General features: G+C 63.5%; 13 protein-coding genes, 1 tRNA gene and 4 pseudogenes. 9 read left to right on the top strand and 9 right to left on the bottom strand.

The features are described from left to right. Position 1: 1 nt before the first annotated feature. The 7 genes and pseudogenes from ACUDAL_RS04025 to ACUDAL_RS03995 all read right to left on the bottom strand — a co-directional run bounded on the left by ACUDAL_RS04025 (position 2) and on the right by ACUDAL_RS03995 (position 6,596). A complete protein-coding gene (locus tag ACUDAL_RS04025; protein WP_444677230.1) occupies positions 2-895 on the bottom strand; it encodes a carbohydrate ABC transporter permease in 894 nt (297 codons plus the stop codon). 1 nt (position 896) lies between these two features. Continuing rightward, positions 897-1,781 carry a carbohydrate ABC transporter permease gene (locus ACUDAL_RS04020; protein WP_444677229.1) on the bottom strand — a complete coding sequence of 295 codons (885 nt, stop codon included), beginning with the start codon at positions 1,779-1,781 and terminating at the stop codon, positions 897-899. Continuing rightward, positions 1,778-2,874, bottom strand: a pseudogene (locus ACUDAL_RS04015) (ABC transporter ATP-binding protein). The gene ACUDAL_RS04020 and the pseudogene ACUDAL_RS04015 overlap by 4 nt, the downstream one beginning before the upstream one ends. Next, on the bottom strand, positions 2,874-3,962 hold the full coding sequence (locus ACUDAL_RS04010; protein ID WP_444677228.1) for an ABC transporter ATP-binding protein: 1,089 nt from the start codon (positions 3,960-3,962) through the stop codon (positions 2,874-2,876). Before ACUDAL_RS04010 ends, ACUDAL_RS04015 begins: the two are co-directional and overlap by 1 nt. 84 nt (positions 3,963-4,046) lie before the next feature. After that, on the bottom strand, positions 4,047-5,561 hold the full coding sequence (glpK, locus tag ACUDAL_RS04005; protein ID WP_444677227.1) for a glycerol kinase GlpK: 1,515 nt from the start codon (positions 5,559-5,561) through the stop codon (positions 4,047-4,049). 517 nt (positions 5,562-6,078) lie between these two features. Further along, complete coding sequence (locus tag ACUDAL_RS04000; RefSeq protein ID WP_444677226.1) at positions 6,079-6,198, bottom strand: YqaE/Pmp3 family membrane protein; 120 nt, start codon at positions 6,196-6,198, stop codon at positions 6,079-6,081. Then, entirely contained in the window at positions 6,189-6,596 is a 408-nt protein-coding gene (locus ACUDAL_RS03995) for a YqaE/Pmp3 family membrane protein (RefSeq protein WP_444677225.1), read from the bottom strand. Before ACUDAL_RS03995 ends, ACUDAL_RS04000 begins: the two co-directional genes overlap by 10 nt. 227 nt (positions 6,597-6,823) lie before the next feature. On the opposite strand from ACUDAL_RS03995, the gene ACUDAL_RS03990 reads away from it, so the two are divergent. The 6 genes and pseudogenes from ACUDAL_RS03990 to putP all read left to right on the top strand — a co-directional run bounded on the left by ACUDAL_RS03990 (position 6,824) and on the right by putP (position 14,055). Beyond that, positions 6,824-7,231, top strand: a complete 408-nt coding sequence (locus ACUDAL_RS03990; protein WP_444677224.1) for a CBS domain-containing protein — start codon at positions 6,824-6,826, stop codon at positions 7,229-7,231. Between the two features lie 461 nt (positions 7,232-7,692). Further along, positions 7,693-7,766 (top strand) — tRNA-Gly (locus tag ACUDAL_RS03985). 158 nt (positions 7,767-7,924) lie between these two features. Beyond that, on the top strand, positions 7,925-8,299 hold the full coding sequence (locus ACUDAL_RS03980; RefSeq protein ID WP_444677223.1) for a hypothetical protein: 375 nt from the start codon (positions 7,925-7,927) through the stop codon (positions 8,297-8,299). A 61-nt stretch (positions 8,300-8,360) separates the two neighbouring features. Beyond that, positions 8,361-9,170 carry a helix-turn-helix domain-containing protein gene (locus tag ACUDAL_RS03975; protein WP_444677222.1) on the top strand — a complete coding sequence of 270 codons (810 nt, stop codon included), beginning with the start codon at positions 8,361-8,363 and terminating at the stop codon, positions 9,168-9,170. A 171-nt stretch (positions 9,171-9,341) separates the two neighbouring features. Beyond that, positions 9,342-12,533 (top strand): bifunctional proline dehydrogenase/L-glutamate gamma-semialdehyde dehydrogenase PutA, encoded by a 3,192-nt coding sequence (gene putA, locus ACUDAL_RS03970; protein WP_444677221.1) that lies wholly within the window; start codon positions 9,342-9,344, stop codon positions 12,531-12,533. Positions 12,534-12,577: 44 nt separating this feature from the next. Then, positions 12,578-14,055, top strand: a pseudogene (gene putP, locus ACUDAL_RS03965) (sodium/proline symporter PutP). A gap of 74 nt (positions 14,056-14,129) precedes the next feature. Here the strand turns inward: putP and ACUDAL_RS03960 are convergent. Next, entirely contained in the window at positions 14,130-14,399 is a 270-nt protein-coding gene (locus ACUDAL_RS03960; protein WP_444677220.1) for a hypothetical protein, read from the bottom strand. Between the two features lie 335 nt (positions 14,400-14,734). On the opposite strand from ACUDAL_RS03960, the gene ACUDAL_RS03955 reads away from it, so the two are divergent. Beyond that, on the top strand, positions 14,735-15,337 hold the full coding sequence (locus ACUDAL_RS03955) for an OmpW/AlkL family protein (protein ID WP_444677219.1): 603 nt from the start codon (positions 14,735-14,737) through the stop codon (positions 15,335-15,337). 220 nt (positions 15,338-15,557) lie between these two features. Beyond that, a pseudogene (locus ACUDAL_RS03950) lies at positions 15,558-16,186 on the top strand (OmpW/AlkL family protein). A 48-nt stretch (positions 16,187-16,234) separates the two neighbouring features. On the opposite strand, the gene ACUDAL_RS03945 reads toward ACUDAL_RS03950, so the two are convergent. Then, positions 16,235-16,615 (bottom strand): YqcC family protein, encoded by a 381-nt coding sequence (locus ACUDAL_RS03945; protein ID WP_444677218.1) that lies wholly within the window; start codon positions 16,613-16,615, stop codon positions 16,235-16,237. Between the two features lie 290 nt (positions 16,616-16,905). On the opposite strand from ACUDAL_RS03945, the pseudogene ACUDAL_RS03940 reads away from it, so the two are divergent. Next, positions 16,906-17,933: pseudogene (locus ACUDAL_RS03940) on the top strand (DUF3549 family protein). The last annotated feature ends 23 nt before the right edge of the window (positions 17,934-17,956 follow it).

Below are 17,956 nucleotides of genomic sequence, written 5' to 3'. Positions count from 1 at the left end.
TTCAGGTCCGGCCCAGGGCGAAGCCCTTGGCGATGTGATTGCGAACGAAGTAAACCACCACGATGCCCGGAATGATGGTCAGCACGCCGGCCGCGGCCAGGGTGCCCCAGTCGATGCCCGAGGCCGTCGAGGTCCGCGTCATGATCGAGGCGATGGGCTGGGCGTTGGTGGCGGTCAGGGTGCGGGAGAGCAGCAGCTCGACCCACGAGAACATGAACAGGAAGAACAGCGTCACGCCGATGCCCGAGCGGATCATGGGCAGGAAGATGGTCACGAAGAAACGCGGGAAGCTGTAGCCGTCGATATAGGCGGTCTCGTCGACTTCCTTGGGCACGCTGCTCATGAAGCCTTCCAGGATCCACACTGCCAGCGGGATATTGAACAGGCAGTGCGCCAGCGCCACGGCGATGTGGGTATCGAACAGGCCCACCGAGTAGTAGAGCTGGAAATAGGGCAGCAGGAACACCGCCGGCGGCGCCATCAGGTTGGTCAGCAGCCAGAAGAACAGGTGCTTGTCGCCGATGAAGCGGAAGCGGCTGAAGGCATAGGCGGCGGGCAGCGCCACGGAGATGCTGATCAGCATGTTCATCAGCACATAGGCCAGCGAGTTGACGTAGCCCATGTACCAGTTGGCGTCGCTGAAGATGCCGATGTAGTTGCCCAGGGTAAAGTTTTGGGGCCAGAACGAGAAGCTGCCGAGAATCTCCGCGTTGGTCTGGAACGACAGGTTGAGCAGCCAGTAGATCGGCAGCATCACGAACACAAGGTAGAGGCCGAGCAGCGTGCGGCGACGCCAGCGAATGGTGGTCGATCGGGCCTTCTTGCGGCGCTTGGCGGCCATTTCGGCGGCCTGCTGGCGCACGCTGTCCGGTGTCGTCGGTACGGAGCGAGTCATGTCAGGCGCCTCCCTGGTTGGCGTTGTCTTTCTGGCTGTTCATGATCGCGGTGTAGAAGACCCAGCAGACCAGCAGAATGATGAGGAAGTAGATCAGCGAGAACGCCGCCGAGGGGCCCAGGTCCTGCTGGCCGATGGCCATGGTGGTCAGCGACTGGCTGAGGAAGGTAGTGGAACTGCCGGGGCCACCGCCGGTGAGCACGAACGGCTCGGCGTAGATCATGAAGGAGTGCATGAAGCGCAGCAGTACGCCGATCACCAGCACGTTGGTCAGCTTGGGCAGTTGGATATAGCGAAACACCGCCCACTTCGAGGCACGGTCGATGCGTGCCGCCTGATAATAGGCATCGGGGATCGAACGCAGGCCGCTGTAGCACAGCAGGGCGATCAGCGGGGTCCAGTGCCACACGTCCATCAGGATGATGGTGGCCCAGGCATCGGTGGGGTTGCGGGTGATGTTGTAGGCATAGCCCAGCTCACGGATACCCACGCCCATCAGGCCGATGTCGCCACGGGTGAAGAGCTGCCAGATGCTGCCCACCACGTTCCAAGGGATCAGCAGCGGCAGCGTGATCAGGATCAGCACCGCGGAGGCCTGCCAGCCGCGTTTGGGCATCAGCAGTGCGATACCGATGCCCAGTGGCACCTCGATCGCCAGGATGGTGAACGAGAAGGCGAACTGACGCAGCAGCGCCGCCTGCAGGGCAGGATCGTTGAGCATCACCTGGAACCACTCGGTGCCGGTGAAGAAGCGCGTGTTGGCATCGAACACGTCCTGCACCGAGTAGTTGACCACTGTCATCAGCGGAATGATGGCCGAGAACGCCACCAGCAGCAGCATGGGCAGGATCAAAAACCACGCCCGGTTGTTGTAGACCTTGTTCATTGCCCCACCTCCACGCGGAACTCGTCGATGTAAAGGTTCAGCCACGCCTCGGGAAAGCGGATGAACGCCTGACGCTCCGGCACCGCGATGTCCTCCTCCAGGCGCGCCCGAAACGGCACGCCGGCGAAGGCGAAGGAGACGATGCGGTAGGTACCGAGATCCTGCACGCTGTCGATCTGCACCGGATAGGTGCCTTCGGCGGGCGCCGGCAGCACCTCGACGAATTCCGGGCGGATGCCGAGCTTGATGTTGCGCGAGCGAGAGCGGTGGATGGCATTGCGCAGAGCGGGCGGCAGCGTCAGATCCATGGTGCCGGCACGCACGCCGCGCTCGGTGCGCGCCACCTCGATCAGGTTCATGCCGGGGCTGCCGATGAAGTAGCCGACGAAGGTGTGGGCGGGCCGCTCGAACAGCTCACGCGGGGTGCCGAACTGCACCACCTGGCCCTCGTACATCACCGCGATCTTGTCGGCGAAGGTCGACGCCTCGAGCTGGTCGTGGGTCACGTAAATCATGGTGATGTTGAAGCGCTCGTGGATCTCCTTGAGCTTGCGCCTGAGCTTCCACTTGAGCTGGGGATCGATCACCGTGAGCGGTTCGTCGAACAGGATCGCCGAGACATCGTCGCGCACCAGGCCGCGTCCCATGGAGACCTTCTGCTTTTCGTCGGCGGTGAGGTTGCGCGCCTTGCGCTTGAGCAGTGAACTGAGGTCGAGGATCTCGGCCACCTCTGCTACGCGCTCACGCACCTTGGTCTCGGGCGTGCCCACGTTGCGCAGGGGAAGGCCAGGTTGTCGAACACCGTCATGGTGTCGTACACCACCGGGAACTGGAACACCTGGGCAATGTTGCGCTCTTCTGGCGGCAGCTCATTGACGAGCCGATCATCGAACAATACCTGGCCGTTGGAGGGCACCAGCAGCCCGGAGATGATATTGAGCAGCGTCGACTTGCCGCAGCCGGACGGCCCGAGCAGCGCATAGGCACCGCCCTGCTGCCAGACATGCTCCATTTCGCGGATGGCGTAGTCCTCGGGGCCGGCGGGATTGGGCGAATAGCTGTGCGCCAACGCCTTGAGGGTGATCTGGGCCATCAGTGCGCTCCTGGCCGTGCGGGAATGTGCACGACGTCGCCATGCCGGTCGAAGGCATAGATCTTGTGGGTCGGGAAATAGACTTTGATGCGCTGGTCGACGCCGAACTCATGCACCCCCGTCAGGTGCAGCACCAGCTGGAACAGGTCGTTGTGAACGTGCAGGAAGGTTTCGGAACCGCTGATCTCGGCGATGTCGACCTTCACCTCGAGCTCGAGGTCGTCCTCCGCCTGGCGCTCGAGGCCGATGTGCGATGCCCGCACGCCGAACTGGTACTGGCCGGGCGACAGGCCTGCCAGGTCACGATTCAGCGGAAAGTGCACGTTGCGATCGAAGGTTACCTCGGTGCCCGAGACGATCGCGGGCACCACATTGATCGGCGGCTCCGAGAACATTTCAGCGGTCAGCACATCGCGCGGGCGGTGATAGACATCCTCGGTGGGGCCATATTGCAGCAGGCGCCCCTGGTGCAATACCGCGGTATAGCCGCCCAGCGCCAGCGCCTCGTTGGGCTCGGTGGTGGCATACACGGCGATGCAGTTGCGTGTCTTGAACAGCTCGCGCAGCTCCTCGCGGAACTCCTCGCGCAGCTTGTAGTCGAGGTTGACCAGCGGCTCGTCGAACAGGATCAGGTCGGCGTCCTTCACCAGCGCCCGGCCCATGGCGGTGCGCTGCTGCTGGCCGCCGGAGAGCTCCGACGGATAGCGCCCGAGCAGGTGTTCGATGTGCAGCATGCGGGCCGTGTCGTGGACCCGCTCGCGGATCTCATCGCGCGGCACCCGGGCCAGCTTGAGCGGCGAGGCGATGTTGTCGAAGACCGTCAGGCTTGGGTAGTTGATAAACTGCTGGTAGACCATCGAGACGTTGCGCTTGCGCACCGACTTGCGCGTCACGTCCTCACCGTGCATCAGCACCCTGCCGCGGGTGGGCGTCTCCAGGCCGGCCATGATCCGCATCAGCGTCGTCTTGCCGGCCAGGGTACGCCCCAGCAGCACGTTGAAGGAGCCGGGCGCCAGCTCGAGGTTGACCCCCTCGATGTGCGTCGCTCCATTGACCATATGGTCGATGTTTTCAAGTATCAGAGACATGCTGAACTCGTTGTCATCGTTGTTATGTCATACGAGGACCACCCCCTGACGGGATGGTAGCGAGGTCTGCCGCAATGGCAGTGGTCAGGCCGGCGCGGCGGCGGAAACGGCCGCCAGGTCGCTTCTCACCCGCCTGACGGCACTCTGCCAGCCGTCGTAGAGCGACTCGCGCTCCACCGCCTGCATGGCCGGCACGAAGGTGCGCTCGCAGCGCCAGAGTTTGGCCAGCTCATCCAGCGAGCAATGCCAGCCAACCCCCAGTGCGGCCAGATAGGCGGCACCCAGGGCGGTAGTTTCGAGAATCTCGGGGCGATCGACCTCCTGCCCGAGCATGTCGGCCAGGAACTGCATCAACCAGCCGTTGGCAACCATGCCGCCGTCCACCCTCAGGCGGCCGTGGCGATAGCCCACGTCCTGTTCCATGCAGCGATGCAGGTCGCGCGACTGGAAGCACACCGACTGCAGGCCGGCGGCGACGATCTCGGCAATGCCGGTGTCGCGAGTCAGGCCGAAGATGGCGCCGCGCGCCCGCGGGTCCCAGTGGGGCGCCCCCAGCCCGGTGAAGGCCGGCACCAGGTAGACGCTGTGGCCCGCCCGGGTCTGGTCGGCAAGCTGCTCGGTTTCGGCGGCGTCTGCGAACAGCTTCAGGCCGTCGCGCAGCCACTGCACCGCAGCCCCGGCAATGAAGATGCTACCTTCCATCGCATAGGTGGGCTTGCCATTCAGGCGATAGGCCAGCGTCGTCAACAGACGGTTCTGGGAGGCCACGGCCTGATCGCCGGTATTGAGCATCATGAAGCAGCCGGTCCCATAGGTGCTTTTGGCCATGCCCGGTTCGAAGCATGCCTGCCCCACCAGGGCAGCATGCTGGTCGCCCGCGACGCCGGTGATGGGCACCGCATGGCCGAACAGGGCGGGGTCGGTTGCGCCGAAATCGTCGCTGGAGTCGAGCACCTCGGGCAGCAGCGAGGCGGGAATGTCGAACAGCGAGAGCAAATTGGCATCCCACTGCTGCGTGTGGATGTTGAACAGCAGAGTACGGGAGGCGTTGGTGGCATCGGTCAGGTGACGTTGGCCGCCGGTGAGGCGCCACACCAGGAAGCTGTCGATGGTGCCGAAGGCCAGCTCGCCGCGTGCCGCCCGCGAGCGGGCGCCGCGCACGTTGTCGAGGATCCACCCAAGCTTGGTGGCGGAGAAATAGGGGTCGGTCAGCAGGCCGGTGCGCGCCTGCACGTCCTGGTCGTGGCCCGCCTGGCGCAACGCTTCACACAGGCCGGTGGTGCGGCGGTCCTGCCAAACGATGGCGGGATGCACCGGTTCGCCGGTGAGGCGATCCCATACCACGGTGGTTTCGCGCTGGTTGGTGATGCCGATGCCCGCCAGCTGGTCCGCCGTGATGCCACTGCGGCGCAGCGCTTCCTGGCTGGTGGTCAGGACGGAGTGCCAGATCGCCTCCGGGTCATGCTCCACCCAGCCATCGGCCGGATAGGACTGGGCCAACTCCTGCTGTGCAATGGCTACCGGCGTGAAGGTGCGATCGAAGACAATGGCGCGTGTGCTGGTCGTGCCCTGGTCGATGGCGAGAAGGTAGGAAGACATACGCCTTATCCTGTTGTTGTTATCACGATTCTCATCAAGAGCGAAATGTTCGCTTTCAATCATCCTTAACGTCTTATGTTCGTTTCCGATAGTGAGACTAGCCCAACGCCCTGGCAGCAGCAACGGTGCACCAACACTTCAACACCTAGACTTTCGTCTATATCCTCGTGGGAAAAAGCAGCAATCGATTGTTTTTAAAATAAAAAGCCTTGTTGAAAACAAACTCTGAACGTAAAGAAAACTCACATCCGGCGCAAAACCTGTTCGCAAGCGAACATAAACAGAATCGAAAGCGCCTTGACGGCGAGAGATCACCCCCGACCACCTGCTCTACGCCCAGGCTCGGCAGCGAGAATCTCGAGTGAAAAGCAGCGGATGTAGCGGCATGCACGCACAGGAAGAAAAATGGATAAGTAAGGAAAGGCAGGCAACAGAACGAAAGAGAGCCGGCGCGGAGCAGGAGTCTGAGGCTAAAGCAAAGAGAGAGCGAAGAGGTAAAAGGAGGGAAAGGGCGCGTTCAAGTCGCGCCGCGTGACCTGAGCCAGGCCCAGGCATGCAGGATACCGGGCACCCAGCCCAGCAGGGTCAATAGGCAGCTGACCGTGACCCGCCGCCGCCCGCCCTCGGTCAGCCCCACGGCCAAGGGGGCATCAGGACCGCCAGCGCCTTGAGCGCCAGCACCATGGCCGGCGACTCCTGCCGCTTCTTAGGGGGCGTCATAGCCTCGCACGCTGGTTGTCGCTGGCGAGCCGGCGCCACCTGTGCGGCATCCATTACCGTGACGGTGCGGTGCTCGTCTCGCGCAGCGCGGCGATGTGCTTCAGCAACGATCTTCTGCTGGATCGCGTCCGCCCCTTCCGTCAGCTCCTCGTGATAGCGCGTCCACTCCTCCCAGTCGTAAGGAGTTCCGGCACGCGGCTGGTGGGCGCCCGCTTCTCTGGCCCGCTCCCACGCCTTCTCTTCCAAGGTATTGGGTTTTTCTTCATCGCGCCGGCCGTCCAGCCCCTTTCTGGCCAGGTACTCTCGCGCATCCATATCGTTCTCCTTGCAGGAATGGTGGTCTGCACCCCACAGAGCGGAGCCACCTTCTTTGAGCGTCGCCCCCGGCGCATGTTCCCTGAACATGCCCCAGCCGCATGGCATGCCTGAGCCGGCGCATTGCGAAGCGTTAATTAAGTGTCGTCTGGCCAGCATGAGCGCCTTCCTGCCTCGACTATGCTGTGAGCAAGAATGACAAGTGCCACCCGACCTGGAGATGCGCCATGATCGACAAGGCCCCTACCGTCGTCCGCGAAATCATGTCTCGGGACTGCTATCGCGTCACCGCAGAAACCTCGGTCTGCACACTTGCCGAAGGCCTGGCGCTGCACCGCCTGCCCGGCGTTCCTGTGGTTGACCAGCGCGACCGCCTGATCGGCTTCATCTCCGAACAGGACGTGATCGGCAAGATCCTGCAAAGCGCCTATCTCAATGACGAGCCCCCGCTGGTCAAGGACTTAATGCGCCACGAGGTGCTGTCCGTGTCACCGAACAAGAGCATCACCGACCTGGCCCAGGAAATGCTGGGGCAAAAGCCCAAGGTGTTTCCAGTGGTCGAGCAGGAGAAACTGATCGGCATCGTCACCCGCCGCGATGTGCTTATCGCCCTGCTGCGCATGCGCAATCGCTGAAGCATTGCCGGCTCCCATTGAAGACACCCGGCCTGCGCCGGGTGTCTTGCCGTTCTGACCCTGCCAATGTCATGACAACACAGGCCACACGCAAGCGAGCACAAAGAAAGCCGCCACATGCAAGGGCATGGGCGGCAAGATCGAAACTGCGAGCCAGAGCAACAGTGTTAGCGACTGCCATCGCTTGTTGCCTGTACCTGATCAGACAGCGGCAAGCAGGAAAGTTCTCCGGGAACGACAGTTTTTTTGCCCTGTCAACGCCGCTTCATGCAACGATGAGCCGAGCGGCACCTGTCAGGAGACGGGCGCAGCTGCCCAGAGCCACTCCACGCTCATGGGCTTTCCCCAGGACCATCCCACCGTCAGCACTTACTCTTTCCAAATCAGCTGCTTGAAAAAGCCCAAACAGCGCGGTACGCGCTTGAAAGGCCCGACCAGGAGAATTACCATGGGCATGCGCTGCGGGTGTAGCTCAATGGTAGAGCAGAAGCTTCCCAAGCTTAAGACGAGGGTTCGATTCCCTTCACCCGCTCCATGCCGCGTAAAACCTCCTCCGCTCCAGCTCCTTGGTCTGTCAACCCCACGTTAGCTTGCTGCCACGCGACTTGCCGAGGCCGCTCGACGCTGGGTAGACTGCCTGACCGCACGCCAGTCTGGCCCACGCCGGCGACCCGGCCTCTATCCGGATCTTACATGGCTCTGTTTCTTCTCATCTTCGCCGTCTGTCTGCTGGTGATCGGCAGCATGGTGCTGATCCTGCTGTTCTCGCGCACTCCTCGCTACCGCACCGAACCGGAGCAGCTGCTGGCTCTGTTCGACAAGGCACTGGCCGGCCAGGTCAGCGAAAACGAGTGGAACGCCATCATCCATTATCCCATTCGCCATGACGACTACCTCGACGGGGTTCGGCGGCGCGCCCAGCAGCTTATGCATGATCATGGCCGGCCCTGGCAGGTTCCCTACGGCAAGCCGCTGCTCGACCGCACCGGGCGGGAGGAGCTGGCCGCCCTGCGCACCCATCTGCTGGCCCACCATCGGCTCAGGGAGCAGCAGCGCAACCGCGAATAACCGTGGCCCATACCCAGCTATGGTATGCTGTAACAAGGTAGATACCCGGCGGGAGACTCCCATGCCCAGCGTGATTCGCCAGATTCCCCTCGACACAGCCACCCAGCACCACGCCCACGATTTCCACCAGATCGTGATTGGCCTGCAGGGGCGGGCAGAGTTCGAGATCGAGGGGCTTGGCGGGGCTATTTCGGCCTTTTCCGGCTGTATCGTGCCTTCCAATCATGTGCACTATTACGTGGGCCAGGGCGAGAACCGTCAGCTAATCCTCGACCTGCCAGCCGATGCACCCTCCCTGACAGGCCACCACCACGAACTTTCCCGACTGTTCGATGCGCCCCGCTTCTTCTCTCTGGACCTGCCACTCAAGCGCTACCTGGACTTCCTGCTGCTCGAGCAGGCTGCGTCACTGCAAGGCTTGAGCGCCGCGCACAGTGACCGACTGGCCGCCACCTTCCTGGGCTGCCTGCACGCCCGCCTGGGCGGCACGGAAGCGCTGGCCCCGCGCCGGCTCGACCTGGGCAAGCTCGATCGCTACATCGACCAGCATCTTGCCAGCCCGCTCAGTGTGGCCGACCTGGCCCAGCAGGCCTGCCTCAGCGAAGCCCATTTCCGCTCCCGCTTTCGCGACCAGACCGGACTCTCGCCCTGGCAATACGTTCGCCGCCGCCGCCTCGAAGCCGCGCGCCGCCTGCTAGAGGAGAGCCGCCTGCCGCTGTCGCAGATCGCCGTGAGCACCGGCTTTGCCCATCAGAGCGCGCTCTCCCATGCGTTTCGCAACCTGTTCGGCTGCCCGCCCAGCCAGCTGCGGCAGGCCACGCTGGAACGCAGCCGATCCACGGCGACAAACCGTCTACGTCATACGACTTAAGTCGCAATTGCAAGCCTGGGGCGGCGCATAGCCGCGAAATCGACAAATCTATCCGGGTTTTTGGCAAGCAGCCCGAGCGGCCTCCCCTAAAGTCAAGCTATACACCGAAATCGAGCCGCGGCTCGAGAGGTGGCTTTGCCATTCGTGCCGGCCGACACCAGGGGACAACTTATGCTCAATGCCCACACCATGCTGGACGCTGCCAGCTGGCAACAGGATCTCGACACGCTGTTCGCTCGCCTCAGCGAGCATTATGTCGTCGACGAAAACACCTTCGTTCAAGAACTGATTGATGTGCTCGGCACCAGCACCGGCGATTTCCGCCGCATCGCCGGCAAGACCGCCGAGCTGGTGCGTGAAGTGCGCGAGATGGACGCCGCGGTCGACACCATCGACGAGCTGCTGCAGCAGTACAGCCTGGACACCCATGAAGGGCTGATGCTGATGTGCTTGGCCGAGGCCATGCTGCGCATTCCCGATACCGCCACCGCCGATGCACTGATCGAGGACAAGCTTGGCCCGGCCGACTGGAAGGCGCATGTCGGCCAGAGCGACTCCTGGCTGGTCAACGCCTCGACCTGGGGCCTGCTGATGACCGGCCGCGTGGTCACGCTGGACAAGCCTCGCGACGGCAAGCCTTCCGGCTTCATCAACCGCCTGGTCAATCGGATGGGCGAACCGGTCATTCGTCGCGCCATGTACGAAGCGATGAAGATCATGGGCAAGCAGTTCGTGCTCGGTCGCGATGTGGACGAAGCGCTGAAGCGCTCTCGCCCGCTGTTCGACAAGGGTTACACCTACTCCTACGACATGCTGGGCGAGGCGGCCCGCACCCGCGCCGACGCCAAGCGCTACTTCGATGACTATGCGCGTGCCATCGAGCGGGTCGGCCTGACCAGCACCAAGCTTGCCGCGCACACGCCGGCACCTTCCGTGTCGATCAAGCTGTCGGCGCTGCACCCGCGCTATGAGTTCGGCCGCCGCGAGCAGATCTTGCGCGAGCTGGTGGGCAGCGTCTCGGAGCTGGCCAGCATGGCGCGCAAGCGTGATGTGGCCTTGACCATCGACGCCGAGGAGGTCGACCGCCTGGAGCTGTCGCTGGAGGTGTTCCGTGCCGTCTACGAAAGCGAGGCCTGCCGGGGCTGGGGACACTTCGGCTTAGTGGTTCAAGCCTACTCCAAGCGCGCCCTGCCGGTGCTGCACTACCTCAACCGCCTGGCCGAGCGCCAGGGCGACGAGATTCCCGTGCGCTTGGTCAAGGGCGCCTACTGGGACAGCGAGATCAAGGAGTCGCAGCAGCTGGGGGTGGAGGGCTATCCGGTCTATACCCGCAAGGCCTGCACCGACGTGGCCTACCTGGTCTGCGCCCGCTTCCTGCTTTCCGACCAGACCCAGGGGCGGATCTTCCCGCAGTTCGCAACGCACAATGCCCACACGATCAGCTCCATTCTCGAGATGGGCAACGAGGCCGTGCGCCCGTTCGAATTCCAGCGCCTGCACGGCATGGGCGAGGCGCTCTACGAAGCGGCGCTGAAGCGCGCCCCCAAGGGTACCTACTGCCGTATCTACGCGCCGGTGGGCGCGCACAAGGATCTGCTGCCTTACCTGGTGCGTCGCCTGCTCGAAAACGGCGCCAACTCCTCGTTCGTGCATCAGCTGGTCGACCCCAAGGTCCCGGTGGAGACCCTGTGCATACACCCGGTCCAGACGCTTGGCCAGTACAAGAGCTTTGCCAACCCGAAGATCCCCCTGCCTCACGCCATCTACGGCGAAAAGCGGCGCAACTCGAAAGGCGTCAACCTCAACGTGCGCAGCCACTACGACCCGCTGATGCAGGCCATGGCGCGTTTCATGGATACCCAATACGAAGCCGCCCCGCTGCTGGCGTTCGACGTGCCCAAGGACCCGGCCAGCACCCATGACGTAGCCAGCCCCTATGACCGTCGCCAGCGCGTCGGCAGCGTGCAGTGGACCAGCCGCGACCAGGCCGCCCGCGCCCTGGACGCCGCCTGGGCCGCCTTCCCCCGTTGGGAAGCCACCCCGGTCGCCGAGCGCGCCGCCATCCTTCGCCGCCTGGGCGACCTGATGGAGGAGAACCTGGCCGAACTGATGGCGCTGTGCTCCCGCGAGGGCGGCAAGCTGCTCACCGACGGCGTCGACGAGATTCGCGAGGCGGTGGACTTCTGCCGCTACTACGCCATGCGCGCCGAGGAGCAGTTCGGCGACGCCATCACCCTGCCCGGGCCCACCGGGGAATCCAACCGCCTGATGCTCAACGGTCGCGGCGTGTTTGCCGCCATCAGTCCGTGGAACTTCCCGGTGGCCATCTTCTGCGGCCAGGTAGTGGCCGCCGCCGTGGCCGGCAACACCGTGCTGGCCAAGCCCGCCGAGCAGACCTCTATCGTGGCTCACCGCGTGATCGAATTACTGTACGAGGCCGGCATGCCGCGTGACGTGGTGCAGCTGCTGCCGGGCGATGGTCCCACCGTGGGCAGCGTGCTCACCTCCGACCCGCGTATCACCGGAGTGGTCTTCACCGGCGGCACCGACACCGCGCAGATCATCAATCGCGCCCTGGCCGCTCGGGAGAATGCTCCGCTGCCTACCCTAATCGCCGAAACAGGCGGCATGAACGCCCTGATCGTCGACTCCACCGCCCTGCCGGAGCAGGTCGTCGCCGATGTGGTGCAGTCGGCCTACCAGAGCGCCGGCCAGCGCTGTAGCGCCCTGCGCGTGCTCTACCTGCAGGAGGAGGTGGCCGATCGCGTGATCGAGATCCTGCGTGGCGCCATGGACGAACTGCACGTGGGCGACCCGCGCGACCTGGGCACAGACGTGGGCCCGGTGATCGACGAAGACGCCCGCGCCGGCCTGCTGGCGCATATTGAACGCCTCAAGGGCGAGGGGCGCCTGTTGGCCGAGACGCGCCTGGACCCCGCCCACACCGCCCACGGCAGCTTCGTGCCGCCGGTGGCCTTCCGCATTGATGCCATCGACGCCCTGGAGCGTGAGCAGTTCGGCCCCGTGCTGCACGTGGTGCGCTACAAGGCCAGCGAGATCGAGAGCGTGCTGGAGTCGATCAACGCCAAGGGGTACGGGCTGACCTTTGGCGTACACAGCCGCAATGAGTCCTTTGCCCAGCTGGTTGCGCAGAGGATTCGCGTTGGCAATGTGTACATCAACCGGAATATCATCGGCGCCGTTGTAGGCGTGCAGCCCTTCGGCGGGCTGGGCCTGTCCGGTACCGGACCCAAGGCTGGCGGGCCGCACTACCTGCTGCGTTTCGCTACCGAAAAGACCGTCACGGTCAATACCGCCGCGCTGGGCGGCAATGCATCACTGCTTGCGCTGGGAGACGAGTGATCCTTTCTCGTTCATTACCAAAACAACACTGAAGGAACCCTTTTATGGTTCAGAACAACATGGCAATCGGCTTCACCTTCGTGGTGTACCTACTGCTGATGCTCGGCATCGGTATCGTCGCCTACAAGCGCACGACCAACCTGTCCGACTACATTCTCGGGGGCGCTCCCTCGGCCCCTGGACCTCGGCAATCTCTGCCGGTGCCTCCGACATGTCGGGCTGGCTGCTGCTGGGCCTGCCGGGCGCGGCCTATGTCAGCGGCATCTCGGCCAGCTGGATCGCAGTGGGCCTGCTGATCGGCACCTGGCTCAACTGGCTGATCGTGGCACGCCGCCTGCGGCTCTACAGCTTCAAGCTCAGCGACGCCCTGACCCTGCCCGAGTACTTCGCCAACCGCTTCCGCGACAAGTCGCAGCTGCTGCGGGTGATCTCGGCGATCTTCATCCTGCTGTTCTTCCTCTTCTATACCAGCTCCGGCCTGGTTGCCGGGGGCCGGCTGTTCGAGACGGTGTTTGGCTATGACTACACGGTGGCCGTCACCATCGGCACCATCGCGGTGATCTCCTACACTTTCTTTGGCGGCTTCCTGGCGGTCTCCTGGACCGACCTGATCCAGGGGCTGATGATGGCGGCGGCCCTGGCCATCGTGCCGATCATCGCCTTCGGTGACCTGGGCGGTACGGCGGGGGCCGGCGCTGCACTGGCCGCCGAGAGCGAGTACATGCTGGCCTGGTTCCGCGATGCCTCGACCGGCGAGGCGCTGTCCTTTATCGGTATCGTCAGCTCGCTGGCATGGGGCCTGGGCTACTTCGGCCAGCCCCACATCCTGGCGCGCTTCGCCGCCATCCGCAGCGAACGCTACATTCCCGCCGCCCGTCGTATCGCGGTAAGCTGGACCGCCATCGCGCTGATCAGCTCGGTGGCCGTGGGCCTGCTCGGCGTGGGCTTCGTGCAGCGCGACCTGGCCGACGGCGAAACCGTGTTCATGGTCATGGTCAACCTGATCTTCCACCCGGTGATCGCCGGCATTCTGCTCGCCGCCATTTTGGCCGCGATCATGTCCACCGCCGACTCGCAGCTGCTGGTCTCCTCCTCGGCGCTGACTGATGACTTCTACAAGGCGATCTTCCGCAGGGATGCCAGTCAGACCGAGCTGGTGTGGGTGGGACGCTTCGCCGTCATTGCCATCGCCATCGTCGCCTACCTGCTGGCGCTCAACCCGGACGCGACCGTACTGGACCTGGTCGCCTATGCCTGGGCCGGCTTCGGCGCCGCCTTTGGCCCGGCCCTGATCATGTCGCTCTACTGGCGCCGCATGAACAAGTGGGGCGCACTGGCCGGCATCGTGGTGGGCGGCGTCACCGTGGTGGTGTGGGCCGAGCTGTCCGGCGGCATCTTCGATCTCTACGAGATCGTGCCTGGCGTCATCCTGGCCTATATCGCCATCGTGGTGGCGAGCCTGGCCACGGAAGAGCCCGACCTGCGTGTTACCGCTGACTTCGATACCTTCGAGGAAGCCTAAACCGCAAGGCGCCGCCCAGCGGCGCCAACGCTAGCGAGAAAGCCGCCCTTGCCGGGCGGCTTTCTTGTTGCGGCTCAGGATAGCCAGATCGCGCGCAACACCACGATCACGGCAAAGGCGAACAGGGCCGCCAGGCTCGCCGGTGGACGCGTGGCGCGCCGCAGCCAGTGGCGGCGAAACTCGAGCCCCAGCGGCTGCATGAAGGCAGCCCCGAGCGCCCACACGCCCAGTCCGATGACAGGCAACCGCAGAGGCATCGGCAGACCGCCGATCAGCTCGGGGCGAAGCAGCAACCACAGCGCCAAGGCCGCTGCCACCAGCATGGCCGCAAGCGAGATCCACATCGGTCGGTCCTGAGCCTGTATCCGCATCTTTTCCCTCTTGACGGTAAGCGCCTGTCCATTAGCTTCTCTTTACCCACGTTGGACACTCTTAAATACTTAGCCGTTCGCCCCTGGACGCGCCATGCTGCTTCGCAACAAAAGCTGTACAGAAACGTGCACGATTCTTGTCATATTGGCTTCGATGAAATTAGACCTTTCTGCCATTGAGGCGATCAATAGTGCCAATGACGGCGATAACAAAATTAAACAGGACTTTTAGAAACAGTGTTCGTATATTATGTGAGACCAAAGCGGCTGGAATCTCCAGTCCAAGCCGAAACCAGGAGGACACTGACATGAAACCGACTCGCCTGATTCCTATGGTTGCCCTCGCTGCCGGCTTCACCGTTGCCAGCCAGGCGGCCCTGGCCTACAGCGCCGGCGATGTGTTCGTGCGCGGCGGCGTCGCCCAAACCGAGACCCGCTCCGATGCCGGCCAGGTCCTCGGCCAGGAACCCAGCATCGGCAATGCCCGCGGCTTTACCTACGGCGCCGGCTTCCTGTTCACCGATCAGGTGGGCATCGAGCTCAACGGCTCGGAGAAGTTCGAGCACGACGTGACACTCGGCGCAGACGACCTTTCCATCGAGCGCATGCCGGTCAACCTGATGGTCAACTACTACCCGCTGGGTGGGTTTGACTCGCGCGTGCAGCCCTATGTCGGCGCAGGCCTCAACTACACCCGCTTCTCTGGCGAGCCCGAAGGAATCAACACGCGTCGCTCCTTCGGCGCCGTGGGTCAGGTGGGCATCGACCTGGCCGTGACCGATAACTTCATGCTCAACGGCTTCGCCAACTATGCCGATGTCGATGCACGCCTTTCTCAGGATGGCGATGCCATTGGCACCGCCAAGATCGATCCGATGACCATCGGCGGCGGCGTCACCTTCCGCTTCTGACCGCTTCAATCGCATTCATCGTTCGCGTTTAACAACGACGCCGGGCCCTGGGCCCGGCGTTTTCATTAGTCGGCACTTCCATAAGTCACATTTCATATGCCTCTTTTAGTTTCAAAAGAAACTATTGCCCTGGATCAATTAATCACCACCATCCTACCGATAAACTATCGCTTACACCCGCAGCGCCATGCTGTCTTGATAAGCGACAGGAGTCGACCCCATGCAAAAACCCACTCTTACCACGCTGCTTGCCACCGGCCTGGCAGCAACGGCTCTCCTTGCCAGCAGCCAGGTACTGGCCTACAGCGCTGGTGACTTCATCACCCGTGTGGGTGTGGCGCATGTGGACCCCAAGAGCAACAATGGCAATCTGAACGACGGCACCGAGGTCGATGTCCGTAGCGATACCAACCTGGGTTTCACCCTGAGCTATCTGGTCCACGACAATATCGGCATCGAGCTGCTGGCGGCCCTGCCCTTCAAGCATGACATTCGCCTCGGCGGCGATGAAATCGCTTCTACCAAGCATCTCCCCCGACTCTGACCGTGCAGTACTACCCGCTGGGTGGCACCGGCTCGCAGGTCCAGCCCTACGCCGGCATCGGCCTCAACTACACGCACTTCTTCAGCGAAAGCATCGATGTTGCCAACGCGGACCTGGATCTTGACAGCTCGTGGGGCCTGGCCGGCCAGCTGGGCGTGGACGTGCGCCTGGATGACCATTGGGGCCTCAACGCCGCGGCCTGGTATATCGACATCGATACCGACGCCAGCCTGAACGGTACCGACATCGGCACGGTGAACGTCGACCCCTGGGTCTTCATGGCCGGCATCAGCTATCGTTTCTGATATGTCGCCAGTCTAGCGATAGCAGCAATGAGCCCCACCGAGTGGGGCTCATTGCATTAGGAAAAGGAAGAAGAAGGTATCGCGGCGGCAGGCCGGCTGGTTTTCAGTAACGAGCCGGTCGATCTCCTCCACCGCCTTGAGCACCAGCAGTCGGTCGGTCGCCTTGACGCCCTGCTGGGCCAGGAAGGTATCTACCACCGGCGCCACCTCGCACTTCGCCGGCAGCGCCCCACGGGCCTCCACCAGGGCGTCCAGTCGGGCCACGAACACGAAGCGCAGCCATTGCGGCAGGCTCATGGTATCGACGCAGAACGGCTGCTGGCTGGCGAAGGCGGCTTCGCTTGGCCGCTCCATGCGCCACAGGTTGGCAGCCATCATGGTGGCTTCGAGGCGACGCAGGGCAACGTCGAGTTCCTGGTATATCGTCATCGCATTTTCTCTCGTCATGCCGTCATTATCCCGATCCCCAGCGGTGATGGCTACCTACGACATGCCATTCACGGCTCGGCTGCCCCGTCAGTACAGCTGTACACAGATATCTTGCACCAGGCTGTGGATAAGCTATGGAAAGGCGTATCGGCCCTGCTCGGCTCGGGCACTTCACGGCATTGGTCGTATTTTGACCAGCCAACAAGCGGTCCACCACAGCCGAGCGCACCAAGAATGCTGACAATTCCCCGGCACGCAGGGTAGAGTGCACGCTTCGAAAGGGAGGCAGCATGCAGCCGATTCATACGCTCCACGATTTTTTCGAGCGCAGCGGAGCCGAGGTACAGGCGTTTCACCTGGGGCGCCGGGTCGAGCCCTGCCCCATGGAAACGCTGGCTAGCTTTGAAAGCGGCGACGCCCCTGGCCTAGCCCTTGGCAGGGCCAGGCACGGCTGGGCCTGGTGTTTCGCCTCGGCAACCTGTCCGACCCCTGGTCTGGTTTCTCGCTCTGCCCCTCGACGAGCAGGGCCTCTTGGTACCGGCCCCTCGCGATGCGTTCCTGCAGCGCCTGCTGGAAACGCTGGGCCGCAGTGCGGCCGCCGTCGACACGACACAAGCCCCCGGCGCTATCGACAATCTGATGCAGGACAATCCGCTGGCCTTCACGCCGACGCTGCCGTTCCAGGCGGTAATGCACGCCAAGGCGAGCCTGGCCATGGGCCTGCCGGCCAGCCCGCACCTGGAGCCCGTAGAGGCCTATCTCAGTGGCCAGCAAGAGCTGGACTGGCAGGCGCTGGGGCTGCAAGGACTTGCCGACTTTGCCGTGCGCCTGGATGACGCCACCGCCGCGGACCTGGAACGCCGCCTTGCCAAGCTGCCCGACGAAGTCCTGATCTCGCTGTGCTACTGTCTAGAGCATGTGCCGCTGGCAAGCGACAGCCTCGCTCACGCGCTGCGCGCGAGGGAGAAGCGGCCGCTCAGGCAGGGAATGTCGAACTCTTCTGCGCCTGCGTACGTGCCGTGTGCGGTGCACCGACGCAATTCGTTGGCGCTTGGTTCGATGAACTGCTCGCGGACCGGGGGCCTGTGGCCCCGATCTGCTGGCCGCCATGGCGGGCCGCGGCTGGCGGCATCTCGAAGATGCCCGGCGCCTGCCGCACTTCCTGACCCGGCTGGCTGAGTCCGACGTCATCGATTTTGCCAGTGCCGCCAGGGATCTCGCCTTGATCCCTCGCCTGCGGCTGCCGGTGCTGATGATTTTGCGAGAAGCCCAGCCGGATTCGGCGATCGGCAAGCGCCTTGCCCTTCTCGGCCATTGAGCAAGACAGTTGGAAACCAAGCA

The organism is Halomonas sp. E19, from assembly GCF_052439355.1.
In the GTDB taxonomy this organism is placed as follows: domain Bacteria; phylum Pseudomonadota; class Gammaproteobacteria; order Pseudomonadales; family Halomonadaceae; genus Halomonas.
Note: the sequence above shows the minus strand (reverse complement) of the source record. Positions and strands in the feature narration are given on the sequence as shown.

Coding starts and splice junctions, on each gene's coding strand:
- ACUDAL_RS03990 (WP_444677224.1), top strand. CDS start 6,824: ATGATCGACAAGGCCCCTACCGTCGTCCGCGAAATCATGTCTCGGGAC.
- glpK (WP_444677227.1), bottom strand. CDS start 5,561: ATGTCTTCCTACCTTCTCGCCATCGACCAGGGCACGACCAGCACACGC.
- ACUDAL_RS03980 (WP_444677223.1), top strand. CDS start 7,925: ATGGCTCTGTTTCTTCTCATCTTCGCCGTCTGTCTGCTGGTGATCGGC.
- ACUDAL_RS04025 (WP_444677230.1), bottom strand. CDS start 895: ATGACTCGCTCCGTACCGACGACACCGGACAGCGTGCGCCAGCAGGCC.
- ACUDAL_RS04020 (WP_444677229.1), bottom strand. CDS start 1,781: ATGAACAAGGTCTACAACAACCGGGCGTGGTTTTTGATCCTGCCCATG.
- ACUDAL_RS03945 (WP_444677218.1), bottom strand. CDS start 16,615: ATGACGATATACCAGGAACTCGACGTTGCCCTGCGTCGCCTCGAAGCC.
- putA (WP_444677221.1), top strand. CDS start 9,342: ATGCTCAATGCCCACACCATGCTGGACGCTGCCAGCTGGCAACAGGAT.
- ACUDAL_RS03960 (WP_444677220.1), bottom strand. CDS start 14,399: ATGTGGATCTCGCTTGCGGCCATGCTGGTGGCAGCGGCCTTGGCGCTG.
- ACUDAL_RS04010 (WP_444677228.1), bottom strand. CDS start 3,962: ATGTCTCTGATACTTGAAAACATCGACCATATGGTCAATGGAGCGACG.
- ACUDAL_RS03955 (WP_444677219.1), top strand. CDS start 14,735: ATGAAACCGACTCGCCTGATTCCTATGGTTGCCCTCGCTGCCGGCTTC.
- ACUDAL_RS03995 (WP_444677225.1), bottom strand. CDS start 6,596: ATGGATGCGCGAGAGTACCTGGCCAGAAAGGGGCTGGACGGCCGGCGC.
- ACUDAL_RS03975 (WP_444677222.1), top strand. CDS start 8,361: ATGCCCAGCGTGATTCGCCAGATTCCCCTCGACACAGCCACCCAGCAC.